The organism is Streptomyces sp. DF42, assembly GCF_058267695.1.
Map to the genome: position 1 here is coordinate 5298715 of NZ_CM177859.1, position 19327 is coordinate 5318041.

The 19327-nt window shown below is 69.6% G+C and carries 22 protein-coding genes; 15 read left to right on the forward strand and 7 right to left on the reverse strand.

Translation table 11 applies throughout. The annotated features are described in order from the left end of the window. Positions 1–54 precede the first annotated feature (54 nt). Genes ACYUED_RS24280 through ACYUED_RS24290 form a run of 3 tightly spaced genes read left to right on the forward strand, consistent with a single transcriptional unit; the run spans position 55 to position 1713 of the window. Positions 55–399, forward strand: a complete 345-nt coding sequence (locus ACYUED_RS24280) for a YbaB/EbfC family nucleoid-associated protein (RefSeq protein WP_491284961.1) — start codon at positions 55–57, stop codon at positions 397–399. A gap of 59 nt (positions 400–458) precedes the next feature. Next, on the forward strand, positions 459–1058 hold the full coding sequence (gene recR / locus ACYUED_RS24285; RefSeq protein ID WP_266518689.1) for a recombination mediator RecR: 600 nt from the start codon (positions 459–461) through the stop codon (positions 1056–1058). Then, a complete protein-coding gene (locus tag ACYUED_RS24290) occupies positions 1051–1713 on the forward strand; it encodes a DUF5063 domain-containing protein (protein ID WP_491284963.1) in 663 nt (220 codons plus the stop codon). Before recR ends, ACYUED_RS24290 begins: the two co-directional genes overlap by 8 nt. Before the next feature lie 57 nt (positions 1714–1770). Here ACYUED_RS24290 and ACYUED_RS24295 read toward each other — a convergent pair whose 3' ends face one another. Beyond that, positions 1771–2838, reverse strand: coding sequence for an RNA-guided endonuclease InsQ/TnpB family protein (locus ACYUED_RS24295; protein WP_491284965.1), 1068 nt, complete (start codon positions 2836–2838; stop codon positions 1771–1773). 287 nt (positions 2839–3125) lie between these two features. Between ACYUED_RS24295 and ACYUED_RS24300 the strand changes: the two genes are divergently transcribed. The 6 genes from ACYUED_RS24300 to ACYUED_RS24325 all read left to right on the forward strand — a co-directional run bounded on the left by ACYUED_RS24300 (position 3126) and on the right by ACYUED_RS24325 (position 6894). Continuing rightward, complete coding sequence (locus ACYUED_RS24300) at positions 3126–3944, forward strand: helix-turn-helix domain-containing protein (protein WP_491284967.1); 819 nt, start codon at positions 3126–3128, stop codon at positions 3942–3944. After that, complete coding sequence (locus tag ACYUED_RS24305) at positions 3941–4183, forward strand: DUF397 domain-containing protein (RefSeq protein WP_491284969.1); 243 nt, start codon at positions 3941–3943, stop codon at positions 4181–4183. Before ACYUED_RS24300 ends, ACYUED_RS24305 begins: the two co-directional genes overlap by 4 nt. Positions 4184–4475: 292 nt before the next feature. Continuing rightward, positions 4476–5543 carry a hypothetical protein gene (locus ACYUED_RS24310; RefSeq protein WP_491284971.1) on the forward strand — a complete coding sequence of 356 codons (1068 nt, stop codon included), beginning with the start codon at positions 4476–4478 and terminating at the stop codon, positions 5541–5543. Positions 5544–5621: 78 nt separating this feature from the next. Next, a complete protein-coding gene (locus ACYUED_RS24315) occupies positions 5622–5897 on the forward strand; it encodes a hypothetical protein (RefSeq protein ID WP_491284973.1) in 276 nt (91 codons plus the stop codon). Then, positions 5894–6283 carry a PIN domain-containing protein gene (locus tag ACYUED_RS24320; protein WP_491284975.1) on the forward strand — a complete coding sequence of 130 codons (390 nt, stop codon included), beginning with the start codon at positions 5894–5896 and terminating at the stop codon, positions 6281–6283. Before ACYUED_RS24315 ends, ACYUED_RS24320 begins: the two co-directional genes overlap by 4 nt. Before the next feature lie 62 nt (positions 6284–6345). Then, the gene (locus ACYUED_RS24325; RefSeq protein ID WP_491284977.1) at positions 6346–6894 is read left to right on the forward strand and encodes a Uma2 family endonuclease; all 549 of its coding nucleotides are present in this window, start codon (positions 6346–6348) and stop codon (positions 6892–6894) included. Positions 6895–6920: 26 nt separating this feature from the next. On the opposite strand, the gene ACYUED_RS24330 is transcribed toward ACYUED_RS24325, so the two are convergent. Then, on the reverse strand, positions 6921–7640 hold the full coding sequence (locus ACYUED_RS24330; RefSeq protein WP_491294403.1) for a TSUP family transporter: 720 nt from the start codon (positions 7638–7640) through the stop codon (positions 6921–6923). 148 nt (positions 7641–7788) lie between these two features. Between ACYUED_RS24330 and ACYUED_RS24335 the strand changes: the two genes are divergently transcribed. Beyond that, positions 7789–8301: an SgcJ/EcaC family oxidoreductase gene (locus ACYUED_RS24335; RefSeq protein WP_491284979.1), complete on the forward strand. Its 513-nt coding sequence runs from the start codon at positions 7789–7791 to the stop codon at positions 8299–8301. Between the two features lie 2 nt (positions 8302–8303). On the opposite strand, the gene ACYUED_RS24340 is transcribed toward ACYUED_RS24335, so the two are convergent. Genes ACYUED_RS24340 through ACYUED_RS24350 form a run of 3 tightly spaced genes read right to left on the reverse strand, consistent with a single transcriptional unit; the run spans position 8304 to position 10877 of the window. Next, positions 8304–9674 carry a sensor histidine kinase gene (locus ACYUED_RS24340; RefSeq protein ID WP_491284981.1) on the reverse strand — a complete coding sequence of 457 codons (1371 nt, stop codon included), beginning with the start codon at positions 9672–9674 and terminating at the stop codon, positions 8304–8306. Next, positions 9671–10360, reverse strand: coding sequence for a response regulator transcription factor (locus tag ACYUED_RS24345; RefSeq protein ID WP_491284983.1), 690 nt, complete (start codon positions 10358–10360; stop codon positions 9671–9673). Before ACYUED_RS24345 ends, ACYUED_RS24340 begins: the two co-directional genes overlap by 4 nt. A 58-nt stretch (positions 10361–10418) precedes the next feature. Further along, positions 10419–10877 (reverse strand): cytochrome P450, encoded by a 459-nt coding sequence (locus ACYUED_RS24350; RefSeq protein WP_491294404.1) that lies wholly within the window; start codon positions 10875–10877, stop codon positions 10419–10421. Positions 10878–11157: 280 nt separating this feature from the next. Between ACYUED_RS24350 and ACYUED_RS24355 the strand changes: the two genes are divergently transcribed. The 4 genes from ACYUED_RS24355 (at position 11158) to ACYUED_RS24370 (ending at position 15786) form a co-directional block, all read left to right on the forward strand. Then, on the forward strand, positions 11158–12435 hold the full coding sequence (locus ACYUED_RS24355; protein WP_266682726.1) for an aspartate kinase: 1278 nt from the start codon (positions 11158–11160) through the stop codon (positions 12433–12435). Further along, on the forward strand, positions 12435–13508 hold the full coding sequence (locus tag ACYUED_RS24360) for an aspartate-semialdehyde dehydrogenase (protein WP_491284986.1): 1074 nt from the start codon (positions 12435–12437) through the stop codon (positions 13506–13508). The genes ACYUED_RS24355 and ACYUED_RS24360 overlap by 1 nt, the downstream gene beginning before the upstream one ends. A gap of 437 nt (positions 13509–13945) precedes the next feature. Next, complete coding sequence (locus ACYUED_RS24365; RefSeq protein ID WP_491284988.1) at positions 13946–14632, forward strand: SigE family RNA polymerase sigma factor; 687 nt, start codon at positions 13946–13948, stop codon at positions 14630–14632. Between the two features lie 113 nt (positions 14633–14745). Then, on the forward strand, positions 14746–15786 hold the full coding sequence (locus ACYUED_RS24370; RefSeq protein WP_491284990.1) for a hypothetical protein: 1041 nt from the start codon (positions 14746–14748) through the stop codon (positions 15784–15786). Between the two features lie 86 nt (positions 15787–15872). On the opposite strand, the gene ACYUED_RS24375 is transcribed toward ACYUED_RS24370, so the two are convergent. Continuing rightward, positions 15873–16652: an SURF1 family protein gene (locus tag ACYUED_RS24375; protein ID WP_491284992.1), complete on the reverse strand. Its 780-nt coding sequence runs from the start codon at positions 16650–16652 to the stop codon at positions 15873–15875. A gap of 44 nt (positions 16653–16696) precedes the next feature. Beyond that, positions 16697–17065: a nuclear transport factor 2 family protein gene (locus ACYUED_RS24380; RefSeq protein WP_491284994.1), complete on the reverse strand. Its 369-nt coding sequence runs from the start codon at positions 17063–17065 to the stop codon at positions 16697–16699. Between the two features lie 128 nt (positions 17066–17193). Between ACYUED_RS24380 and ACYUED_RS24385 the strand changes: the two genes are divergently transcribed. Next, the gene (locus ACYUED_RS24385) at positions 17194–19026 is read left to right on the forward strand and encodes a S9 family peptidase (protein WP_491284996.1); all 1833 of its coding nucleotides are present in this window, start codon (positions 17194–17196) and stop codon (positions 19024–19026) included. Positions 19027–19327: the final 301 nt, after the last annotated feature.

Below are 19327 nucleotides of genomic sequence, written 5' to 3' on the forward strand. Positions count from 1 at the left end.
CGTGCCAGGCGGGAAAAACTCGCCCAGACAGCCGTACGAAACCAGGAGCTGATCGTGATTCCCGGTGGTGGCCAGCCCAATATGCAGCAGCTGCTCCAGCAGGCCCAGAAGATGCAGGAGGACCTGCAGCGTGCGCAGGAGGAACTGGCGCGGACCGAGGTCGACGGGCAGGCGGGCGGCGGCCTGGTGAAGGCCACCGTCACCGGCTCCGGCGAGCTCCGTGCGCTGAAGATCGACCCGAAGGCGGTGGACCCCGACGACACCGAGACCCTCGCGGACCTCGTCGTCGCGGCGGTCCAGGCTGCCAACGAGAACGCCCAGACCCTCCAGCAGCAGAAGCTCGGCCCACTCGCGCAGGGCCTGGGCGGCGGCAGCGGTATTCCCGGCCTGCCTTTCTAAGACGGGTCTCCGCCAACTACCGTACGCACTGAAGGAACCCCAGGAAGGACGGCAGTCCGTTGTACGAAGGCGTGGTGCAGGACCTGATCGACGAACTGGGGCGGCTGCCCGGCGTCGGTCCCAAGAGCGCCCAGCGGATCGCCTTCCACATCCTGCAGGCGGAACCGACGGACGTACGGCGCCTCGCCCAGGCCCTCATGGAGGTCAAGGCGAAGGTCCGCTTCTGTGCGACCTGCGGCAACATCGCGCAGGAGGAGCTGTGCAACATCTGCCGCGACACGCGCCGCGACGCCTCCGTCATCTGCGTGGTGGAGGAGCCGAAGGACGTGGTCGCCATCGAGCGCACACGTGAGTTCCGGGGCCGCTACCACGTCCTGGGCGGAGCGATCAGCCCCATCGAGGGTGTGGGTCCCGACGACCTGCGTATACGAGAACTTCTCGCGCGGTTGGCCGACGGGACGGTCACGGAACTGATCCTGGCCACGGACCCGAACCTGGAGGGCGAGGCCACAGCCACCTACCTCGCCCGCATGATCAAGCCCATGGGCCTCAAGGTCACCCGCCTGGCCAGCGGCCTCCCGGTGGGTGGCGACCTGGAATACGCGGACGAGGTGACCCTCGGCCGCGCCTTCGAGGGGAGACGACTCCTAGATGTCTGACGCGACGCTGCATGCCACGACGCATGACCCGGACGACTTCGCGGTCCAGATCGCGGACCAGATGGAGAGCTTCCTGGTGGCCGTCACCGAGGTGGCCAAGGGCGACGAGCCGGACTTGGCGGTCCCCTTCCTCCTCCTGGAGGTCTCCCAGCTGATGCTGGCCGGCGGCCGCCTCGGCGCGCACGAGGACATCGTCCCCGACGAGCGCTACGAACCCGACACGGGCCCGGACGCCGACGTGGACGAACTCCGCGAGAACCTGGCCCGGTTGCTGGAGCCGATCGACGTCTACTCCGAGGTCTTCGACCCGTACGAGCCCCGTACCGCACCGGTCCCGGCCCGTATCTCCGACGACCTGACCGACGTCATCACCGACCTCCGCCACGGCATGGCCCACTACCGTGCGGGCCGCACCACGGAGGCCCTGTGGTGGTGGCAGTTCTCCTACTTCTCCAACTGGGGCTCCACGGCGTCGGCCACGCTGCGCGCGCTCCAGTCGATCGTCGCCCACGTGCGCCTGAACCAGCCCCTGGAGGAGCTGGACGGCCTGGACACGGACCAGGCCCCCATGGGCGACGAGACGCTGGAGTTCGAGGCCGGCAAGGTGATGGCGGAGGAGATCGGCGGGCCGCTGGGGATGCAGCCGGGCAATTGACTTGCTCCCCGGGGCTGAAGCCCGGGGATTCTGGCCTTCTCGATCGTTGCTGTGCCGTTACGCGGCACGGGGTTCGGTCGGGAGTCCGTGGCTTCCTGTTTCTTCGCGCTGTGCCGGGATCACTCCCGGTCTTACCGGCGCTCCGCAGGCCGATACCGCCAGTCCGGCGGCCGTTTTCACGTTGATCGCGGCGTTGGTGTCCCGGTCGTGGACGGTGCCGCAGGCGGCACAGGTCCATTCCCGGACGTTCAGGGGTTTGGGTCCGTCCACGGCGCCGCAGGTGGAGCAGGTCTGGGAGGTCGGCTCGTAGCGGCCGATCTTGACCAATGTACGGCCGTAGCGCTGGGCTTTGTACGCCAGCATGCTGAGGAACGATGCCCATCCGGCGTCGTGCACGGACTTGGCCAGCTTCGTGCGCGCGAGTCCTTTCACCGACAGGTCCTCCACCGCGATCCCTTGGTTCTCGGAGATCAGCTTCGTGGAGAGCTGGTGGTGGAACTCACGGCGCGCGTCCGCAACTTCGGCGTGGGCGTGGGCGACCTTGAGGCGGGCCCTGGCCCGGTTCTTTGATCCCTTCTGCTTGCGGGCCAGCTCCCGCTGGGCCTTCTTCAGCTTCTTCTCCGCACGCCGCCAAAAGCGCGGAGAGTCGATCTTCGTCCCGTCGGAGAGCACCGCGAAGTGGATGAGACCGAGATCGATGCCGATGGTGCGGTCGGTCTTTGGCATCCGGGTCGCGTTGGCGGCCGGATCGGTGTCGATGACGAAGGAGGCGAAATACCTGCCGGCCGCGTCCTTGACGACGGTCACCGAGGAAGGCACGGCGGGCAGCGCGCGGGACCACTTCACCTTCACCGCACCGATCTTGGGCAAGTTCAGCTTCCCGCACGCGGTGAGCGACCAACGGGCATTCGCGGTGAAACGGATCGACTGCCGTGCGTCCTTACGGGACTTCATGCGCGGCTCACCCACCCGCGCCCCCGTGCGCTCCCCTTTGAGGGAGGCGAAGAAGTTGGTGTAGGCGTGCTCGCAGTCGCGCAGCGCCTGCTGCAGCACGACCGCGGAGACCTCACCCAGCCAGGCCCGTATCGGCTCCCCGTCGCACATGTTCGCGGTCTTCGTGACCATGTTCTGAGAGGAAGTGCTCGCCGGTCCGTTTCCCCCAGCCCTCCGAGACGAAGCCCGAGCAGTCCCCCTGGATGCTCCGCGCCCAGCCTGCCCCCGCCCGCTTCGCGGGCACGACGCCGTGACGCTCCGCGTCGCGAGGACAGATTCGCTTCACCACCGGCGTGAACGCCGGTGCACTGCGAATGAATCCCGGTAGCGCGACCCGGTCACGTGGTGACGTTCTCGCAGCTACGCTCGGTAGGGGCCCGGGTGACACCCACCCGGGCCCACGGTCGGAGGTGCGTGCCGTGGCGGGCCAGTCCATCAGCTCCAACTCCCAGCCGTCCGTGGCCTGGCGATACGCCGGCGACCAGCTGAAGCGCTGGCGCATGAAGGCGGACGTCAGCCGCGAGCAACTCGCCTCCGCCGCCAACTACTCCCCGGACACCATCGTGTCGATGGAGCGCGGGGTACGCAGGCCGACTTCCCGTGTTCTGGACGTCGCGGACGAACTCTGTGACGCGAAGGGGATGTTGAGCGGCGCGAAGGAGTTCCTGAACCGGGAGCGCTTCCCTGCGCGGGCGCAGGACTTCATGGAGCGGGAGAAGGAGGCGACCAGTATCTGGTCGTACGAAGTCACCTACATCCCAGGCCTGTTGCAGACGAAGGGGTACGCGCGCGCACTCATCGACAACCACGTTCCGCCGCTGGACGACGAGACGGTGGAGGAGCGGGTCGCGGCGCGGATGGAGCGACAGGCCATCCTCACGGACCGGAAGCCGCCGGTGGGGCTGAGCTTCGTTCTCTACGAGGCGGTTCTGCGCAGCCCTCAGGTGGACGACGAGCAGCTGCGCCGTCTCCTGGAGGTGTCCCGCCCCCGGAATGTCGTTGTGCAGGTGCTTCCCTTCGAACGTGCCATTCCTGCGGCCCTCATGGGGCCGATGGTGCTACTGGAGACCCGGGACCACGAGCGATGCGCCTTCACGGAGGGGTCGTTCGCCAGCGAGCTTTCGGCGGATCCGGGGGTTGTCAGCCGTGTGACCGAGCGGCTTAGCATGATCCGCACGCAGGCTCTCGACCCCGAAGAGTCGGCCCGCTTCATCGAACGGATGGTGGATCAGCCGTGAGCGACCAGCTGAAGTGGTTCAAGTCGAGCTACAGCGACAGCGAAGGCGGCAACTGCGTCGAGGTCGCGCTCGCCTGGTTCAAGTCGACGTACAGCGACAGCGAGGGCGGCGCGTGCGTCGAAGTCGCGTTCGCCACCGCCATCCACGTTCGTGACTCCAAGCTCCCTGCTAGCCGCGAACTCCACCTCAGCGCCTCCGCCTGGGCGGCCTTCGTTTCCGCAGTTCAGCCCGGAGCTTGAGCCTCGGGCTTCGAGCTCTCCCCATGGGTTCTTGGGCTTCTGGTCTGGTTGAAAATCCAACCCAACCAACCATGTCTGTACGTGAGTTGAGGCGTCGTACCTCGAACGGGTGACGTTGCGTGATCGGCTTGCTTCGGAACGTGAAGGCGCCCTAGGTTCGCGGCAAACAAGCAAATAGTTCGGCCCCGGTCGGTGCGCCAACACCGGCTCCGGGGCCTGACCTACGGATCGAAAGCGGTCGATCGTGGCTTACGCCCAGCCTAGTCCTGCCCTGCCGTCCCCGTCCCACCCCATGGCCAAAACGGGCTACGGAAAACGCGCCGTAGGTGACGAAGACCCGCACGCCGACGCGGACTTCGCACATCTGAGCCCCCGTGACCGCGAGTTCGCCGTCTTCATCGACCACCTCGACGACGGCCACGCGATGGGCCACAAGGCGATCGCCGCGGAACATCCCCGCTACGGCCAGCAGGCCACGCGCACGTCCCTGAACCGCCTCACCGAGGCCGGCCATCTGCGCTGGATCAAGGAGCACATCACCGTCGAGGACAACTCGATGCGGTGGGTCACGCGGACGTACTGGTCGCGTACGCCCAGGTCACCGGAGTGGTGGGCGGACTTCGCGCGGCAGCGTGGCGGCAAGGACGTGACGGACTTCCGCCTGGGCCTGGCCCGCGTCGAGGGCGAGGCGCGAGCCGCCGTAGAGCCGAGCCAGGAAACCGCGGTGGACGTGCCGGAGCCGCCGCAACCCAGCGTCGCGTACCGCACCCTCACCGGACTCCGCGCGGCCGACACCCGCATGTATCTCTCCGAGGCCGACCGCCGTTCTCTCGAATCCCTCGCCGCGGAATGGCTGGCCCGCGGTGCGACTCCGAACGACATCACCCGAGCCCTCACTGAAGGGCTCCCGTCCGCTGTCACCAACCCGGGCGGATTCGCCCGCAAACGACTGGAGGCGAAGATGCCCCCGCAGAAGACCGATTCACGTACCGACACCACACCGGCCCGTCCCCTGCGTGGCCGCGTCACCCGCGTGATCATGGCCTGCGCCACCTGTGACCAGGACGAGCGCACGGTGAAGATCGACCGGGGGATCTGCGAGGACTGCCGCAAAGGGTTCGCGGAGGAGGCGGTGAGCGACGAGAAGCCGGCGAAGAGCCTCACCGAGGAGATCGAGGAGGTTGCCTACGCCGGTGTCACGACCGCCCGTCTCCTCAAGGAGAAGCTGGAGCGCAAGACGGGTGGCCCGGTGCCGGACACGTTCCGCCCGGTACCGATCGAGGACCTCGTCTTCTACCACTACCGGGACAACCGAGACCGCATCGCGAACGGGCTGCCGCCGAGGCGATGGAACTGGTGACGGCGACGACGTATGTGCAGGCACGCGCACCTCCGCGTGCCGGTGGCCCCGCAGGAGTTCGCGGATTACATTCGTAATATGGCAGAGAAGGTGAAGTTCAGCGTGAGTCTCAACGCCGACCTCGGCGAGGCACTGCGGCAGTACGCGGAGGCCGAGGACGAGCAGATCTCGGCGGTGGTCAGCCGGGCACTGGAGCAGTACCTCGACAAGCGCCGCATCCTTCGTGAAGGGCGACGGGCGATGGAGGAGCACTTCGACGAGCACGGGTGGCCGACGCGTGAGGAAATGGAGGAAGTCGATGCGTGGATCGACGACCTCTTCGGTGAGACGCGAGGGGAGCGCCGAAGCGCATGAGCCACGTCGTCTATGACACCGGGGCCCTGATCGCTGCCGTCAAGAACGACCAGCGGTTCCTGCGTCGGCACTTCGGGATGGTCGACAGGGGAAGGGTCCCGATCGTCCCGGCGGGAGTTCTCGCGCAGGGCTGGGACGCGCGCCCACAGGCGACCAGGCTGCATCGTGTGCTCCGTGGTTGCGAGGTGCTGCCGTTCACCGAGACCCTGGCGAAGGCGGCCGCGATGCTCTGCCAGGAGAACAAGACGGCCGACGTCATCGACGCCAGTGTCGTTCTCGCGTCCATCGCCTACGGCGAAGCACCGATCCTCACGGACGACCTGGGCGACATCCGCGCCCTGGTCGAGTGCGCGAACCGCAGGCGCATCCGCGTCGAGCGGCCGTGAGTGAGGTGGTGGCGGTGACCTGCGCGCGCCCAGAGACTCCAACCGGGCGCCGCCGCCCCCAGATGCCGGTCGAGGACTTCGAGGAACTCGCTCGCCGGGCCCCGGAAACGGTGTGGCTGGAGTTCATCGGAGGACGGCTGGCGGTGAAGCGCGGGCCGGACGGCAACCGGAGCGAGATCGTCGCCTGGTTGCAGAGGCTGTGGGCGGGGCCGGCGCGTGGCCCATGGCTCTACGGCTATCGGGGTCTGTGTACGGAAGCCGACGGTACGGGCCGCGTTCGCGCTGACGGCGTGCTCGCGCCCGCGCGGCATTTCGCCGGACACGGTGACTGGAGTGATCCCGCCGGGGTGCTCATGGCGGTCGAGGTCACGACGGGTGATCCGGACACGGACTGGTACACGCGGGTGGAGAAGCCCGACGGATACGCCGCCGCCGGTATCCCCGTCCACCTCCTCATCGACCGCGACGACTGCTCGGTCGTCGTGTTCAACCACCCGGAGGACGGCCGTTACCGGCACGAGGAGAGACTGCCGTTCGGCGCGACCGTCAAGCTTCCGGAACCGGTGAACCTCACCCTCGACACCGAGCCCCTCAAGGAGTTCGTGGACTGAGCGACCAGGGGCTGTGAAGTCACGCCTCACAGCCCCCAGACCCCTTTCGTCACCGCCGTGGCCCCGCCCGCCAGGGCAAGCAGCAACACCAGCAGGCGGGCTCGCCTCTCGGGTATCCGCGAGGCGAGCCCCCGGCCGATCAGCGCTCCCACCGCCATCGCGGCAACAACCCACCCCCAGCGGGCCCCGGTCAGCTCCGGCACCCCGTTCGCCGCTACCGAGAACGCGTTCACGATCACGCCGTAGAACTGGGCGTTCGGCACGAACTCCCGTACCGTCCAGCCCGCGTTGACGGCGTACAGGGAGACGGGCGGGCCGCCCACGCCCGCCGCCGAGTTCATGAACCCGCCCACCGCGCCCGCCGCGACGGCTCCCTTCGTGCCGCGCAGGGCGGGCACCCGGGCGCCGCGCATGACCAGCAGAACGGCGACGGTCACCAGGCCGCCCATCACCAACAGAAGTGCGGGCTCGGGGAGTTGACGGGTCAGGCAGGACCCGGCCGGCACCGTGCAGGCCGCCGCCGCGCACAGCGGGAGCATCGCGCCCGGCCGCACGCGGCGCCAGCCGCCGGCCAGGCCCACGACGCTGATGGCCCCCGCCGCGCAGTTGGCGAGCACGACACCCTCGGCCGGCCCGAGCAGCAGCACCAGCGCGGGCACGGCGACCAGCGCGAACCCCATACCGGTCAGCCACTGCACGGAGGACCCGAGCAACACGATGCCCGCCAGCAGTACGTTGGTCGTGATCAAGTGGTCACTCCACGTGAGTTGGATGGGTCCTGGATCTGCGCTGTACGACCGCTGCACGGGCCCTAACCAGTGAGAAGCGAGTCTGGAGTCACTTCCCCAGCAGGGAGGTGAATGAGCCGGAACCGCACCGAAACTGGAGCCAGCGATGACCCGTCGTTCCATGACCAAGCGCGCAGCCATCGTCACCGCCACGGCCGTCGTCGCCCTCGGCACGATCGGTACCGTCGCTGCCACCGCCGGGCACAAGACCACCGCCAAGCACGCCGAGCCGGCCAAGGCACAGATCGCCGGCCTGTTCGACACCTGGAACAAGACGCTGCAGACCGGTGACTCGAAGAAGGTCGCGAGCCTCTACGCGAAGGACGCGGTGCTCCTGCCCACCGTGTCCAACGAGGTCCGCACCACCCACGCCGGGATCGTCGACTACTTCGACCACTTCCTGGAGAACAAGCCGGTCGGCAAGAAGGTCAAGACGATCGTCAACGTCCTGGACGACAGCTCCGCGATCGACACCGGCGTCTACGAATTCACCCTCACCGACCACGACACCGGCAAGAAGCGCGTCGTCGAGGCCCGGTACACGTACATGTACGAGAAGATCGACGGCAAGTGGAAGATCGTCAACCACCACTCCTCGGGGATGCCCGAGAAGAAGTGATCTCAGCCGCCGGTCCGCTGTGCGGCTGCCCGTAGGCGGATCTCCACGCACAGCCCGCCCCCGGGCGCGTCCCGCAGGGCCACGGTCCCGCCGTCGTCGGTCACCAGCTGCTTGACGACGGCGAGGCCGAGGCCCGAACCGGAGCGCCCGGTCAGGCCCTGGCCGCGCCAGAAGCGGTCGAAGGCGCGGGACTTCTCCGCGTCGGTCATGCCGGGCCCCTGGTCGAGGACGGAGAGCACCACTCCCGCGCCCTTCGCTTCGACCCGGACGGTGATCGTGGAGCCGTCCGGCGAGACCTCCAGCGCATTCGAGAGCACGTTGTCCAGCACCTGGTCCAGATGACCGGGGCTGGCCAGCACAGACGGCCGGCCGTCGGCACCACTCCCCCTGAGCGCGATGGTGACTCCGCGCTCGTCGGCGGCCGGTCTCCACACCGACAGCCGTTCCTCCACGATGTCCGTCAGGGGCAGGGGTTCGGCCGCGGTCACCTTCGCCTCCGCCCTCGCCAGCACCAGCAGGCCGTTGACCAGCCGGCTCATCCGGACCACCTCGGCGGTCGCCTGCTCCACGTCCTCCCGTACGAACTCGTCGTCCACGCCGTCCGCGATGTTGTCCAGCGACAGGCGCAGGGCCGTGAGGGGCGTACGGAGCTGGTGCGAGGCGTCCGCCACGAAGATCCGCTGTGAGGCGACCAGTGTGTCCAGGCGTTCGGCGCCCTGGTTCAGGGTGCGGGCCAGGGTCTGGGTCTCCGGCGGGCCCGTCACCGGGGAGCGGGCGGTGAGGTCGCCGTCGCTGAACTTGCTGGCCATGTCATTGAGTTCGCGCAGCGGGGCGGTGATCCGGCGGGCCGCGACCGCGCCGATCAGCGCCGCCACCCCGAGCACCGCCACCGCGAGCCCCGCCCGGAAGCCCCAGATCGTCCACAGCCTGTGGGTGAGACCGGACGTCGAGTACACGATCCGTACGGCGCCGACGACCCGGCTGCCGTCCCTCGCGGGCACCGTGATCACCAGGTTGCGGCCCCAGATGAAGTCAGAGCCCCAGTCGGTGCTCGACTGCCCCTTCTCCAGGGCTCTGGTCAGGGCCGCGTCCCCCGCGGGACGCGAGACGGCCGCCGCGCACCGGGCGGTGGCCGTGACCTGGACCTCGTCATGGGTCTCCTCCGCGTACGCCCTGGCCATCGTCGTCAGGGCCCGGCACGACGCCTCGTCACCGTTGCCCAGCAGCAGCGCCATGGTGGTCGCCTCGCGCTTGACGGACGCCTCGGTGTCGTCCCGCAACTGCTTGGTGAGCGTGAACGCCACCGGCACGGTGAACAGCAGGATGGCGACGGCGACGAGCAGGATGTAACTGCGGATGAGCTGCCGGTTCATGACGGCTCGGCGTCCTTGACGATCTCCAGCCGGAAGCCGACCCCACGCACCGCCTCGATGGTGATGATCCCCGTGAACTTCCGCCGCAGCGCCGCCACATGGACATCGAGCGTCTTGGTCGGCCCGAACCAGTTCGCGTCCCAGACCGCTTCCATGATCTGCTCCCGGGACATCAGCGCGCCCGGTTCCTCGGTGAGGAAGGCCAGCAGGTCGTACTCCTTGGGTGCGAGGGAGACCTCCTCGCCGGTCACGTGCACCCGGGCCGCCTTGCGGTCGATCGTCAGCCGGGACCCGTACCGGTCCGGACCGCCCGCGGCCTCCTCCGACGTACGGGCCTGCACGCGTCGCAGCACCGCCCTTATCCGGGCGATGACCTCCCGCACGCCGAACGGCTTGGACACGTAGTCGTCCGCGCCGAGTTCCAGCCCGACCACCCGGTCCGTCTCGTCGCTGCGCGCGCTGATCACGATGATCGGCACATCACTGCGCTCGCGCAGCGCCTTGCACACGTCCAGTCCGTCGGTGTCGGGCAGACCGAGATCGAGGAGTACGACGTCGTACGGGCCCTGATGGCTCAGCGCCGCGCCGCCCGTGGTGACCCACTCCACCTCGAAGCCGTATCGGACGAGCCCGCGGCGAAGGGACTCGGCGACCGGCTCATCGTCTTCCACCAGAAGTACGCGCACAGGCGAACACTAATGCTTGAAATGTAAGGACGACCGGCCGCCGAGCCGGGGGGTGCGGCTACCACATGGCGGGCAGCCGCTCCGGAATCCGCTTCATGTACCCCGTCCGCCAGACCAGTTGCTCGATCGGCACCGCCGGCCGGAGCCGCGGCATCCGCTCCAGCAGCGTCTCCAGGGCGACTTCGGCGTGCTTGCGGCCGAGTGCGGTGGCGGGGCAGTAGTGGCGGCCGCCGCCGAAGGAGAGGTGGGCCGTGCTGTTGGCGCGGGCGAGGTCGATCGCGAGCGGGTCGGGGAAGGCGGACGGGTCGAAGTCGCCCTCGACCAGGACGAGGACCAGCTGGCCCTTACGGACGTCCACCTCGCCGAGGCGTACGTCCTCGGTGCCGAGGCGCGGCAGCCCGTCGCCGATGGAGAGGTTGACGCGCAGCAGCTCGTCGACGGCCGCGGGGATCTTCCCGGGGTCCGCGACCAGTTCCTCCTGCAGCTGCGGATGCTGGATCAGTGACACCAGCGCCATGGGCAAGGAAGGAGAATCCTTCGCGCGTCGCTGGTCCCGATGGAGCCGTGTGCTCCTGGTGTGGCGAAGACGGCGCGAAGTCAGCGGCCGGCTACTGAAGCGTCAACGGGTGACCTGGCCCACTTTGCGGAGTGTTCACGTGCCAGGCGGGCAGGGACCGTGCTGGAGCGCCGGATCTCACCATGTGGTTTCACGAAGGTCGATTTCGGGCGCTCGATAGACTGAGCCGACCGCAGTGCATGTGTATCTGCGGTAAGAGACGGACGAGCGAGGAGCGCACGTGGGCCTTGTCGTGCAGAAGTACGGAGGCTCCTCCGTAGCCGATGCCGAAGGCATCAAGCGCGTCGCCAAGCGAATCGTGGAAGCGAAGAAGAACGGCCACCAGGTGGTCGTCGTCGTTTCCGCGATGGGCGACACGACGGACGAGCTGATCGATCTCGCCGAGCAGGTATCCCCGATGCCGGCCGGGCGTGAGTTCGACATGCTGCTGACCGCCGGAGAGCGTATCTCCATGGCACTGCTGGCCATGGCGATCAAAAACCTGGGTCACGAGGCCCAGAGCTTCACCGGCAGTCAGGCAGGCGTCATCACCGACTCGGTCCACAACAAAGCCCGGATCATCGACGTCACGCCCGGCCGGATCCGTGACTCGGTGGACGAGGGCAACATCGCCATCGTCGCCGGCTTCCAGGGCGTCAGCCAGGACAAGAAGGACATCACGACCCTCGGTCGCGGTGGTTCCGACACGACCGCCGTCGCGCTGGCCGCCGCCCTCGACGCCGAGGTGTGCGAGATCTACACCGACGTCGACGGCGTGTTCACCGCCGACCCGCGTGTGGTGAAGAAGGCGCAGAAGATCGACTGGATCGCCTTCGAGGACATGCTGGAGCTGGCCGCGTCCGGCTCCAAGGTGCTGCTCCACCGCTGTGTGGAGTACGCCCGCCGCTACAACATCCCGATCCACGTCCGCTCGTCCTTCAGTGGGCTGCAGGGCACGTGGGTCAGCAGTGAGCCGATCGAGCAAGGGGACAAGAAGGTGGAGCAGGCCATCATCTCGGGTGTCGCGCACGACACCTCCGAGGCCAAGGTCACGGTCGTCGGTGTCCCCGACAAGCCGGGCGAGGCCGCGTCGATCTTCCGCGCCATCGCGGACGCCGAGATCAACATCGACATGGTCGTGCAGAACGTGTCCGCCGCCTCCACCGGGCTGACGGACATCTCCTTCACCCTCCCCAAGACCGAGGGCCGCAAGGCCATCGACGCGCTGGAGCGGGCGAAGACGGCCATCGGCTTCGACTCGCTGCGCTACGACGACCAGATCGGCAAGATCTCGCTCGTCGGCGCCGGCATGAAGACCAACCCGGGTGTCACGGCCTCCTTCTTCGAGGCGCTCAGCGACGCCGGGGTCAACATCGAGCTGATCTCGACCTCCGAGATCCGTATCTCGGTCGTCACCCGCGCCGACGACGTGCCGGAGGCCGTGCGCGCCGTCCACTCCGCCTTCGGCCTCGACTCCGACACCGCCGAAGCGGTCGTCTACGGGGGCACAGGCCGCTGATGGCCGGGACAGGGTCGGTCCGGCCGACGCTCGCGGTCGTGGGTGCGACCGGTGCCGTCGGCACGGTCATGCTCCAGATCCTGTCCCAGCACGCGGACATCTGGGGCGAGATCCGGCTGATCGCCTCGCCGCGCTCGGCCGGCCGCAAGCTGGCCGTGCGCGGCCAGCAGGTCGAGGTGGTGGCCCTGACGGAGGAGGCCTTCGACGGGGTCGACGTCGCCATGTTCGACGTACCCGACGAGGTGGCCGAGCACTGGGCGCCGATCGCCGCGGCCAAGGGCGCGGTCGTGGTGGACAACTCGGGCGCCTTCCGGATGGATCCCGAGGTGCCCCTCGTGGTGCCCGAGGTCAACCCGCACAAGGCGCGCGTGCGGCCCCGCGGGATCATCGCCAACCCGAACTGCACGACGCTGTCCATGATCGTCGCCCTGGGTGCGCTGCACGCCGAGTTCGGGCTGCGCGAGCTGGTCGTCTCCTCGTACCAGGCCGTGAGCGGGGCGGGACGCGCCGGTGTCGACACGCTGCGTCAGCAGCTGGCGCTCGTCGCCGGCACGGAACTGGGAACCAGTCCCGGTGACGTGCGGCGGGCCGTGGGCGACAACACCGGCCCGTTCCCCGAGCCGGTCGCGCTGAACGTCGTGCCGTGGGCCGGGTCGCTGCGCGAGGACGGCTGGTCCTCGGAGGAGATGAAGGTGCGGGACGAGACCCGCAAGATCCTCGGCCTTCCCACCCTGCCCGTGGCCGTGACCTGCGTACGGGTGCCGGTGGTCACCACGCACTCCCTCACCGTCCACGCCCGCTTCCAGGGCGAGGTCACCGTCGACGGGGCCCGCGAGATCCTCGCCACCGCCCCGGGCGTAGTCCTCTTCGACGACCCGGGCGCCGGAGAGTTCCCCACGCCCGCCGACGTCGTGGGCACCGACCCGACCTGGGTGGGCCGGGTGCGGCGGGCGCTGGACGACCCGACGGCCCTCGAACTCTTCGTCTGCGGCGACAACCTGCGCAAGGGCGCGGCCCTGAACACCGCACAGATCGCGGAGCTGGTGGCGGCGGAATTCCGCCGGCCCGTGTGACGGAGTGTGACGATGTTTGCGCTCCCATGACGTGCCGTGTCGAGCGCAACATGTCCACGGGCAAGCGGTTACCGCCGGAAAAGCCCTGGCTGTGCCCGGTTTGGTTTATAGGATCTGTGGACTGCGCGTGGTCCGGGTAATGGTCCGTACCACTTGCCCTGGACCCCCTCGGCATCCGAAGATTTTCCTCCCCGCCCTCCGCAACCGCGCGGAGGGCGGGGAGCGTCTTTGCGAACGCCCTTCGGGGTGTGGGGATGCGCTGCGAGGCGTGGGGACGCCTCGGACATTCGGGACACAGGGGAAGAGCGGGTAAGCATGAGGGCGTTCGACGCACGGTCGGTTGTGCTGCCTGACACCAGACGGCCGACTGCGGCACATGACGCAAAAGTGACGCTCGGCACGTACAACCCTGACGGGGGGAAGCGTGTCCAACTGGCGTGGCAGAGGTTCTCGACTTCAGTGCGGCGACCCGCGGTACGGCCCTACGGCCTCCCCGGGCGTCCCTCCGACCCCGCTTGTCCGGCGCGCCCGGCGGCGGCATGCCGGTGATCGCGCCCATGCCTGCAGCGCGGCCGACCCGCATACCCAATCAGCGCGACGGCGCCGAGTGCGCCGATGACTCCGCGGCGGCCGGCACCACCGTCGACCACCTCACCGAGACCTATCGGGCGCACTACCGCTCCCTGCTGGGTCTCGCGGCCCTCCTGCTCGACGACACCGCCTCCTGCGAGGACGTCGTCCAGGAGGCCTTCATCCGCGTGCACTCGGCACGCAAACGCGTCCGCGACCCGGAGAAGACGCTCGCGTACCTGCGTCAGACCGTCGTCAATCTTTCCCGCTCCGCCTTGCGCCGCCGCATCCTCGGCCTCAAGCTCCTCTCCAAGCCGATGCCCGACATGGCGAGCGCCGAGGAGGGCGCGTACGACCTGCTGGAGCGCGACTCCCTGATCAACGCGATGAAGGGACTGCAGCGCCGCCAGCGCGAGGTCCTGGTCCTGCGGTACTTCGCGGACATGACCGAGGCGCAGGTCGCCGAGACGCTCGGGATATCGCTGGGCTCGGTGAAGGCGTACGGCTCCCGCGGCATCGCGGCCCTCCGTCTCGCGATGGAGGCATCGGCATGAACAAGGACGGCGCGGGACGTGACTCCCACGAGCGTCATGAGCCCTTCGCATGGCATGAACCGACGCGACGGCACGAGCAGGACCACAGGACAACGCACGCTGGGAACGGAACTGTGAACCACGGCCCCGACGACCAGAGCCCCGCCGACGGGCTCGACTCGGACGAGCTGGCTCTGCGCAGGATGCTGCACCAGGCGGTGCAGACGGTGGAGCCGCGCGACGGCACGCTCGACCACCTGCGGCGGGCCGTACCCGCACGACGCGCCCGCAAGCGGCAGGCCGTCGTCGGCATGGCGGCCGCCGCCCTGTTCATCGGCACCGCCGTCCCGGCCCTGCTGCACGTCTCGAACGCCACCGGCTCCGACGTCAACCCGTCCGTCGCCGGCCAGGCCTCACAGGTGCAGGGCGGCGCAGGGCAGGGAAAAGACGCGGACGGCAGTGAGAGCACCGCCGGGGGCGACTCCGGCAAGGCCGAGGACCACGGCAGGGGCAGCCCGAAGGGCGACGGCAAGGGCAAGGGCGCCGGTACCGGCCCGGGCAGCAGCGCGGGCACCGGCCCCGCCGCCACCAGCGCGGCGGGCGTCCCCGTGTGCACGGCCGAACAGCTCGGCTCGCCCACCCAGTCCGTCGACGCCCCCGACTCCGCGAACACGGTCTACGGCACCTTCCGCGTCGTCAACATCTCCACCACCGCCTGTGCCGTGGGCGGCCCCGGGTCGGTGAGCACCCTGGCGCAGGGCGCCGCGGACGCCACCAAGATCAGCACGCAGCGCCATGTGTCCGGAGACGCCGCGGCAGGTCTGCCCGACCCCTCCACCGAGGTCACGGGACTGCAGCTGCAGCCGGGCGCGGCGTACGAGGTGAAGTTCGCCTGGGTGCCCTCGGCGACCTGTCCCACCACGGGCAGCGGTGACGGCGGCGGCGACGGCGGGCCCAGCGCGAGCCCGAGCCCGACCGAGGAGACCGGCACCACGTCCGGCACCACCGGTACCGACAGCGGTGTGACCACCCAGATGCTGACGGCGGACGGCACGGCGGACGGCAGCGTGACCGTGTCCCACACGAGCGAGGCCGGTTCGCCCACGGTGTCGGCGACGGTGCCCAACGCGTGCGCGGGGACGGTGTACTACACCGGGGTGCTGGCGGGGACGTGACCTTCCCGGTCGGAGGGGCCACTCCGGAGGTGCCTGATGATGCCGAGCGGCGTCAGAGGTGAGACTCGTTGTGATGCCGACCGGCGTCAGACGGTGACCCGTTCCTCCTCCGTCACCAGCCCCATCTCCGCGTCCCGTGCGAACTCGACCTCGCGGCGCAGCAACCGGAACCACATGAACACCACGAACCCGGCGAAGACGAACCACTCGCCGGTGTAGCCGAGGTTCTGGAAGGCCTTCAGGTCGAGGCCGGAGTCCGCGGGCGCCGTCGCCGGCACGGCCGTCATCCCGGCATCGGCCTTGTCCAGCGTGACCCACGCGTCGTACACGTCGTACGGCACGAGGTTCACCAGGGACGCCGAGCTGATCGCCGCGGTCTGACCGGCCGGCAGCCCGCCCTGGGCACTCACCCCGTTGTCCCCCGGTGTCTCGGACGCCTGCAGCGCACCGGTGACGGTGACCTCACCGGTCGGTGCGGCGGGCGCGTCGGCGGTGTCGGCGGAACCCGGCAGCCAGCCCCGCACCACGGGCAGCGCCTTGCCGCCGTCGGTGCGCAGCAGCGTCAGGACGTAGTAGCCGCGCCTGTCGTCGAGTTCGCGGCCCGGGACGAGCAGCTGCTTGCCGTAGCGTCCGGTGGCGGTGACCTGCCTGCCGGACGTCGCCTTGTCCACAGGCAGCAGTTCCCCGAGCGGACGGGCCGTCCCGTGCCGGTCGGTCGTGACCTGCTCGGTCGCGTCACGGTGGTCCTGCACCCGGTCCTCGAACCGGCTCAGCTGCCACGACCCCATGAAGATGCAGAAGGGGATGGCGAGCAGCACGAAGACGTTGATCCCCCACCAGCGGCGCGTCAGCAGAAACCGGTACACGCCAACCAAGGTACGGGGCAGCCGGGCAGGGCCTGGCCGCGGGGTCAGAACCGCTCGGTGAGGTGGTCACGGCCGGCCGGAGGCTCGTAGGGCTCGGGCCGGAAGTCGGTTATGGACGTGATCCGCCGGTCCCCGGAGAAGGACGAGATTCCGTACGTCTCCTCCAGTCCGACCGTGAAGTGCACCCAGGTGACCACCTGTCCGGGCTCGGCGACGATGCGTTCGACCCGCAGATGCCAGTCGCCCGGATACTCCCGGTTGAACTGCACGTACCTCTGCCTGCCGGTGATCTTCTCGCGTGTCTGCGGCAGGGTGTGGACGACGTCCTCGGCCAGGGTGTCGGCGAACGCGGTCCAGTCCCGGGACTCGGCGGCCGCCCAGTACCTCTCGACTGTCCTGCGCAGATCGGTCATGCGGGGAAGTCTGCACCCCGCCACTGACAACCGGCCTGGGACCGGGACGGGTAAGGGGCCGGTAGAAGTTATCCACAGGCTGAGGATCCCGTCGGCGCATTGTCACCGCGAGCAGGCACTATGGGGCCATGACTGAGAGCAACGGGTCCGCTGCGCCGGAGCGGAACGAGCAGATGCCGGACTGGGAGAAGCGCTTCCGTGCGCCACGGGTGTCGCTGCCGGACTGGGCGGAGGACGCGCCCGAGCGCTCCCTGTTCGTGTCGAACGCGACCGGGACGTACGAGCTGTACGCCTGGGACCGGGCGACGGGCGGCCAGCGCCAGGTGACCGACCGGCCCAACGGGACGACGGACGGCGTGCTCACCCCGGACGGCGCGTGGATCTGGTGGTTCGACGACAAGGACGGCGACGAGTTCGGCGTCTGGCGCAGACAGCCCTTTGACGGCGGCCGGGACGAGCCGGCGGTGCCCGGCCTGGAAGCCTCCTACCCGTCGGGCCTGGCCCTCGGCAGGGACGGCCGTACGGCGATCGTCGGCCGTTCCACGGACGAGGAGGGCACAACGATCCACCTCGCCCGCGCCGGCGAGGACCCGGTGGAGATCTACCGCCACCGCGAGTCGGCGGGCGTCGGTGACCTCTCGCACGACGGTTCGCTGATCGCGATCGAGCACACGGAGCACGGCGACGCGATGCACTCCGCGCTGCGCGTCCTGCGGGCCGACGGCACGGCGGTCGCCGAGCTGGACGACACCGAGGGAGGCAAGGAGGAACTGGGCCTGGAGGTCCTGGGCTTCGCCCCCGTCGACGGCGACACCCGCCTGCTCATCGGCCACCAGCGCCGCGGCCGCTGGGAGCCCCTGGTGTGGGACGTGGCCACGGGCGAGGAGACCGACCTGGCCCTCGACCTGCCCGGTGACGTGAGTGCCGAGTGGTACCCGGACGGCACGGGCCTGCTCATCGCGCACGGCTTCGAGGCCCGCAGCGAGCTGTTCCGGTACGACCTGGCGAGCCGCACCCTGGACCGGATCCCCACCCCGCCCGGCTCGGTCTCCGGCGCCACGCCCCGCCCCGACGGCAGCGTGGAGTACCTCTGGTCCTCGGCCGCCGAGCCGCCGGCGGTCCGCTCGACGACGGGCGAGGTCGTCCTCGACCCGCCCGGCTTGAAGTCCCCGGGCTCGGTGCCGGTTCAGGACGTGTGGGTGGACGGCCCCGGCGGCCGCATCCACGCCCTGATCCACAAGCCCGCCGACGCGACGGGCCCGTTGCCGACGGTCTTCGACATCCACGGCGGCCCCACCTGGCACGACAGCGACGCGTTCGCGGCGGGCCCGGCGGCCTGGGTCGACCACGGGTACGCGGTGGTCCGCGTCAACTACCGCGGCTCCACGGGCTACGGCCGCGCCTGGACCGACGCCCTGAAGCACCGGGTGGGCCTGATCGAGCTGGAGGACATCGCGGCGGTCCGTGAGTGGGCGGTGAGCTCCGGCCTGGCGGATCCCGAGCGGCTCGTCCTGACCGGCGGTTCCTGGGGCGGCTACCTCACCCTCCTCGGCCTCGGCGTCCAGCCGGACGCGTGGACCCTGGGCATCGCGGTGGTCCCGGTCGCCGACTACGTCACGGCGTACCACGACGAGATGGAGGCCCTGAAGGCCATGGACCGCACGCTGCTCGGCGGCACCCCTGAGGAGGTCCCGGAGCGCTTCGAGGCCTCGTCCCCCCTCACTTACGTCGACCAGGTGAAGGTGCCGGTCTACATCTCGGCCGGAGTCAACGACCCCCGCTGCCCCATCCGCCAGATCGAGAACTACGTCGAACGCCTCCAGGCACGCGACGCGGCCCACGAGGTGTACCGGTACGACGCGGGACACGGTTCGCTGGTGGTGGACGAGCGGATCAAGCAGGTGCGGCTGGAACTGGACTTCGCGGAGCGGTACTTGGGCGGTGGGGCGGTCGCGGGATAGGGGGCGGAAGCGGGACAGGGGGCGGTGCTGGGGTGTTTCTCGGCGCGGGGCGGCGTTCCCCGCCTGTCCGGCGATCGTGGACGAGGCGGTTCGGGTCGACCGCGGACGACGCGGTTCGGGCCGACGCGCCCGGGCCCGGCCAAGCCGGCAACGCCCGCCCTGGCACCGGGCATCGCTCACGCTCCGGCACCGGGCAGGCCCGCCCCGGCACCGGGACGAGGCGGTTCGGGCCGACGCGCCCGCCTGGAGAAGACAGCAACGCCTGCTCACGCTCCGGCACCGGGCCGCCCTGGTACCGGGC

What these genes read in the sequence shown, in the direction of transcription:
- ACYUED_RS24340 (WP_491284981.1), bottom strand. Translation starts at nt 9,674, where the DNA reads ATGAACCGGCAGCTCATCCGCAGTTACATCCTGCTCGTCGCCGTCGCC.
- ACYUED_RS24335 (WP_491284979.1), top strand. Translation starts at nt 7,789, where the DNA reads ATGACCCGTCGTTCCATGACCAAGCGCGCAGCCATCGTCACCGCCACG.
- ACYUED_RS24310 (WP_491284971.1), top strand. Translation starts at nt 4,476, where the DNA reads ATGGCCAAAACGGGCTACGGAAAACGCGCCGTAGGTGACGAAGACCCG.
- ACYUED_RS24325 (WP_491284977.1), top strand. Translation starts at nt 6,346, where the DNA reads ATGCCGGTCGAGGACTTCGAGGAACTCGCTCGCCGGGCCCCGGAAACG.
- ACYUED_RS24315 (WP_491284973.1), top strand. Translation starts at nt 5,622, where the DNA reads ATGGCAGAGAAGGTGAAGTTCAGCGTGAGTCTCAACGCCGACCTCGGC.
- ACYUED_RS24385 (WP_491284996.1), top strand. Translation starts at nt 17,194, where the DNA reads ATGACTGAGAGCAACGGGTCCGCTGCGCCGGAGCGGAACGAGCAGATG.
- ACYUED_RS24290 (WP_491284963.1), top strand. Translation starts at nt 1,051, where the DNA reads ATGTCTGACGCGACGCTGCATGCCACGACGCATGACCCGGACGACTTC.
- ACYUED_RS24360 (WP_491284986.1), top strand. Translation starts at nt 12,435, where the DNA reads ATGGCCGGGACAGGGTCGGTCCGGCCGACGCTCGCGGTCGTGGGTGCG.
- ACYUED_RS24320 (WP_491284975.1), top strand. Translation starts at nt 5,894, where the DNA reads ATGAGCCACGTCGTCTATGACACCGGGGCCCTGATCGCTGCCGTCAAG.
- ACYUED_RS24295 (WP_491284965.1), bottom strand. Translation starts at nt 2,838, where the DNA reads ATGGTCACGAAGACCGCGAACATGTGCGACGGGGAGCCGATACGGGCC.
- ACYUED_RS24350 (WP_491294404.1), bottom strand. Translation starts at nt 10,877, where the DNA reads ATGGCGCTGGTGTCACTGATCCAGCATCCGCAGCTGCAGGAGGAACTG.
- ACYUED_RS24380 (WP_491284994.1), bottom strand. Translation starts at nt 17,065, where the DNA reads ATGACCGATCTGCGCAGGACAGTCGAGAGGTACTGGGCGGCCGCCGAG.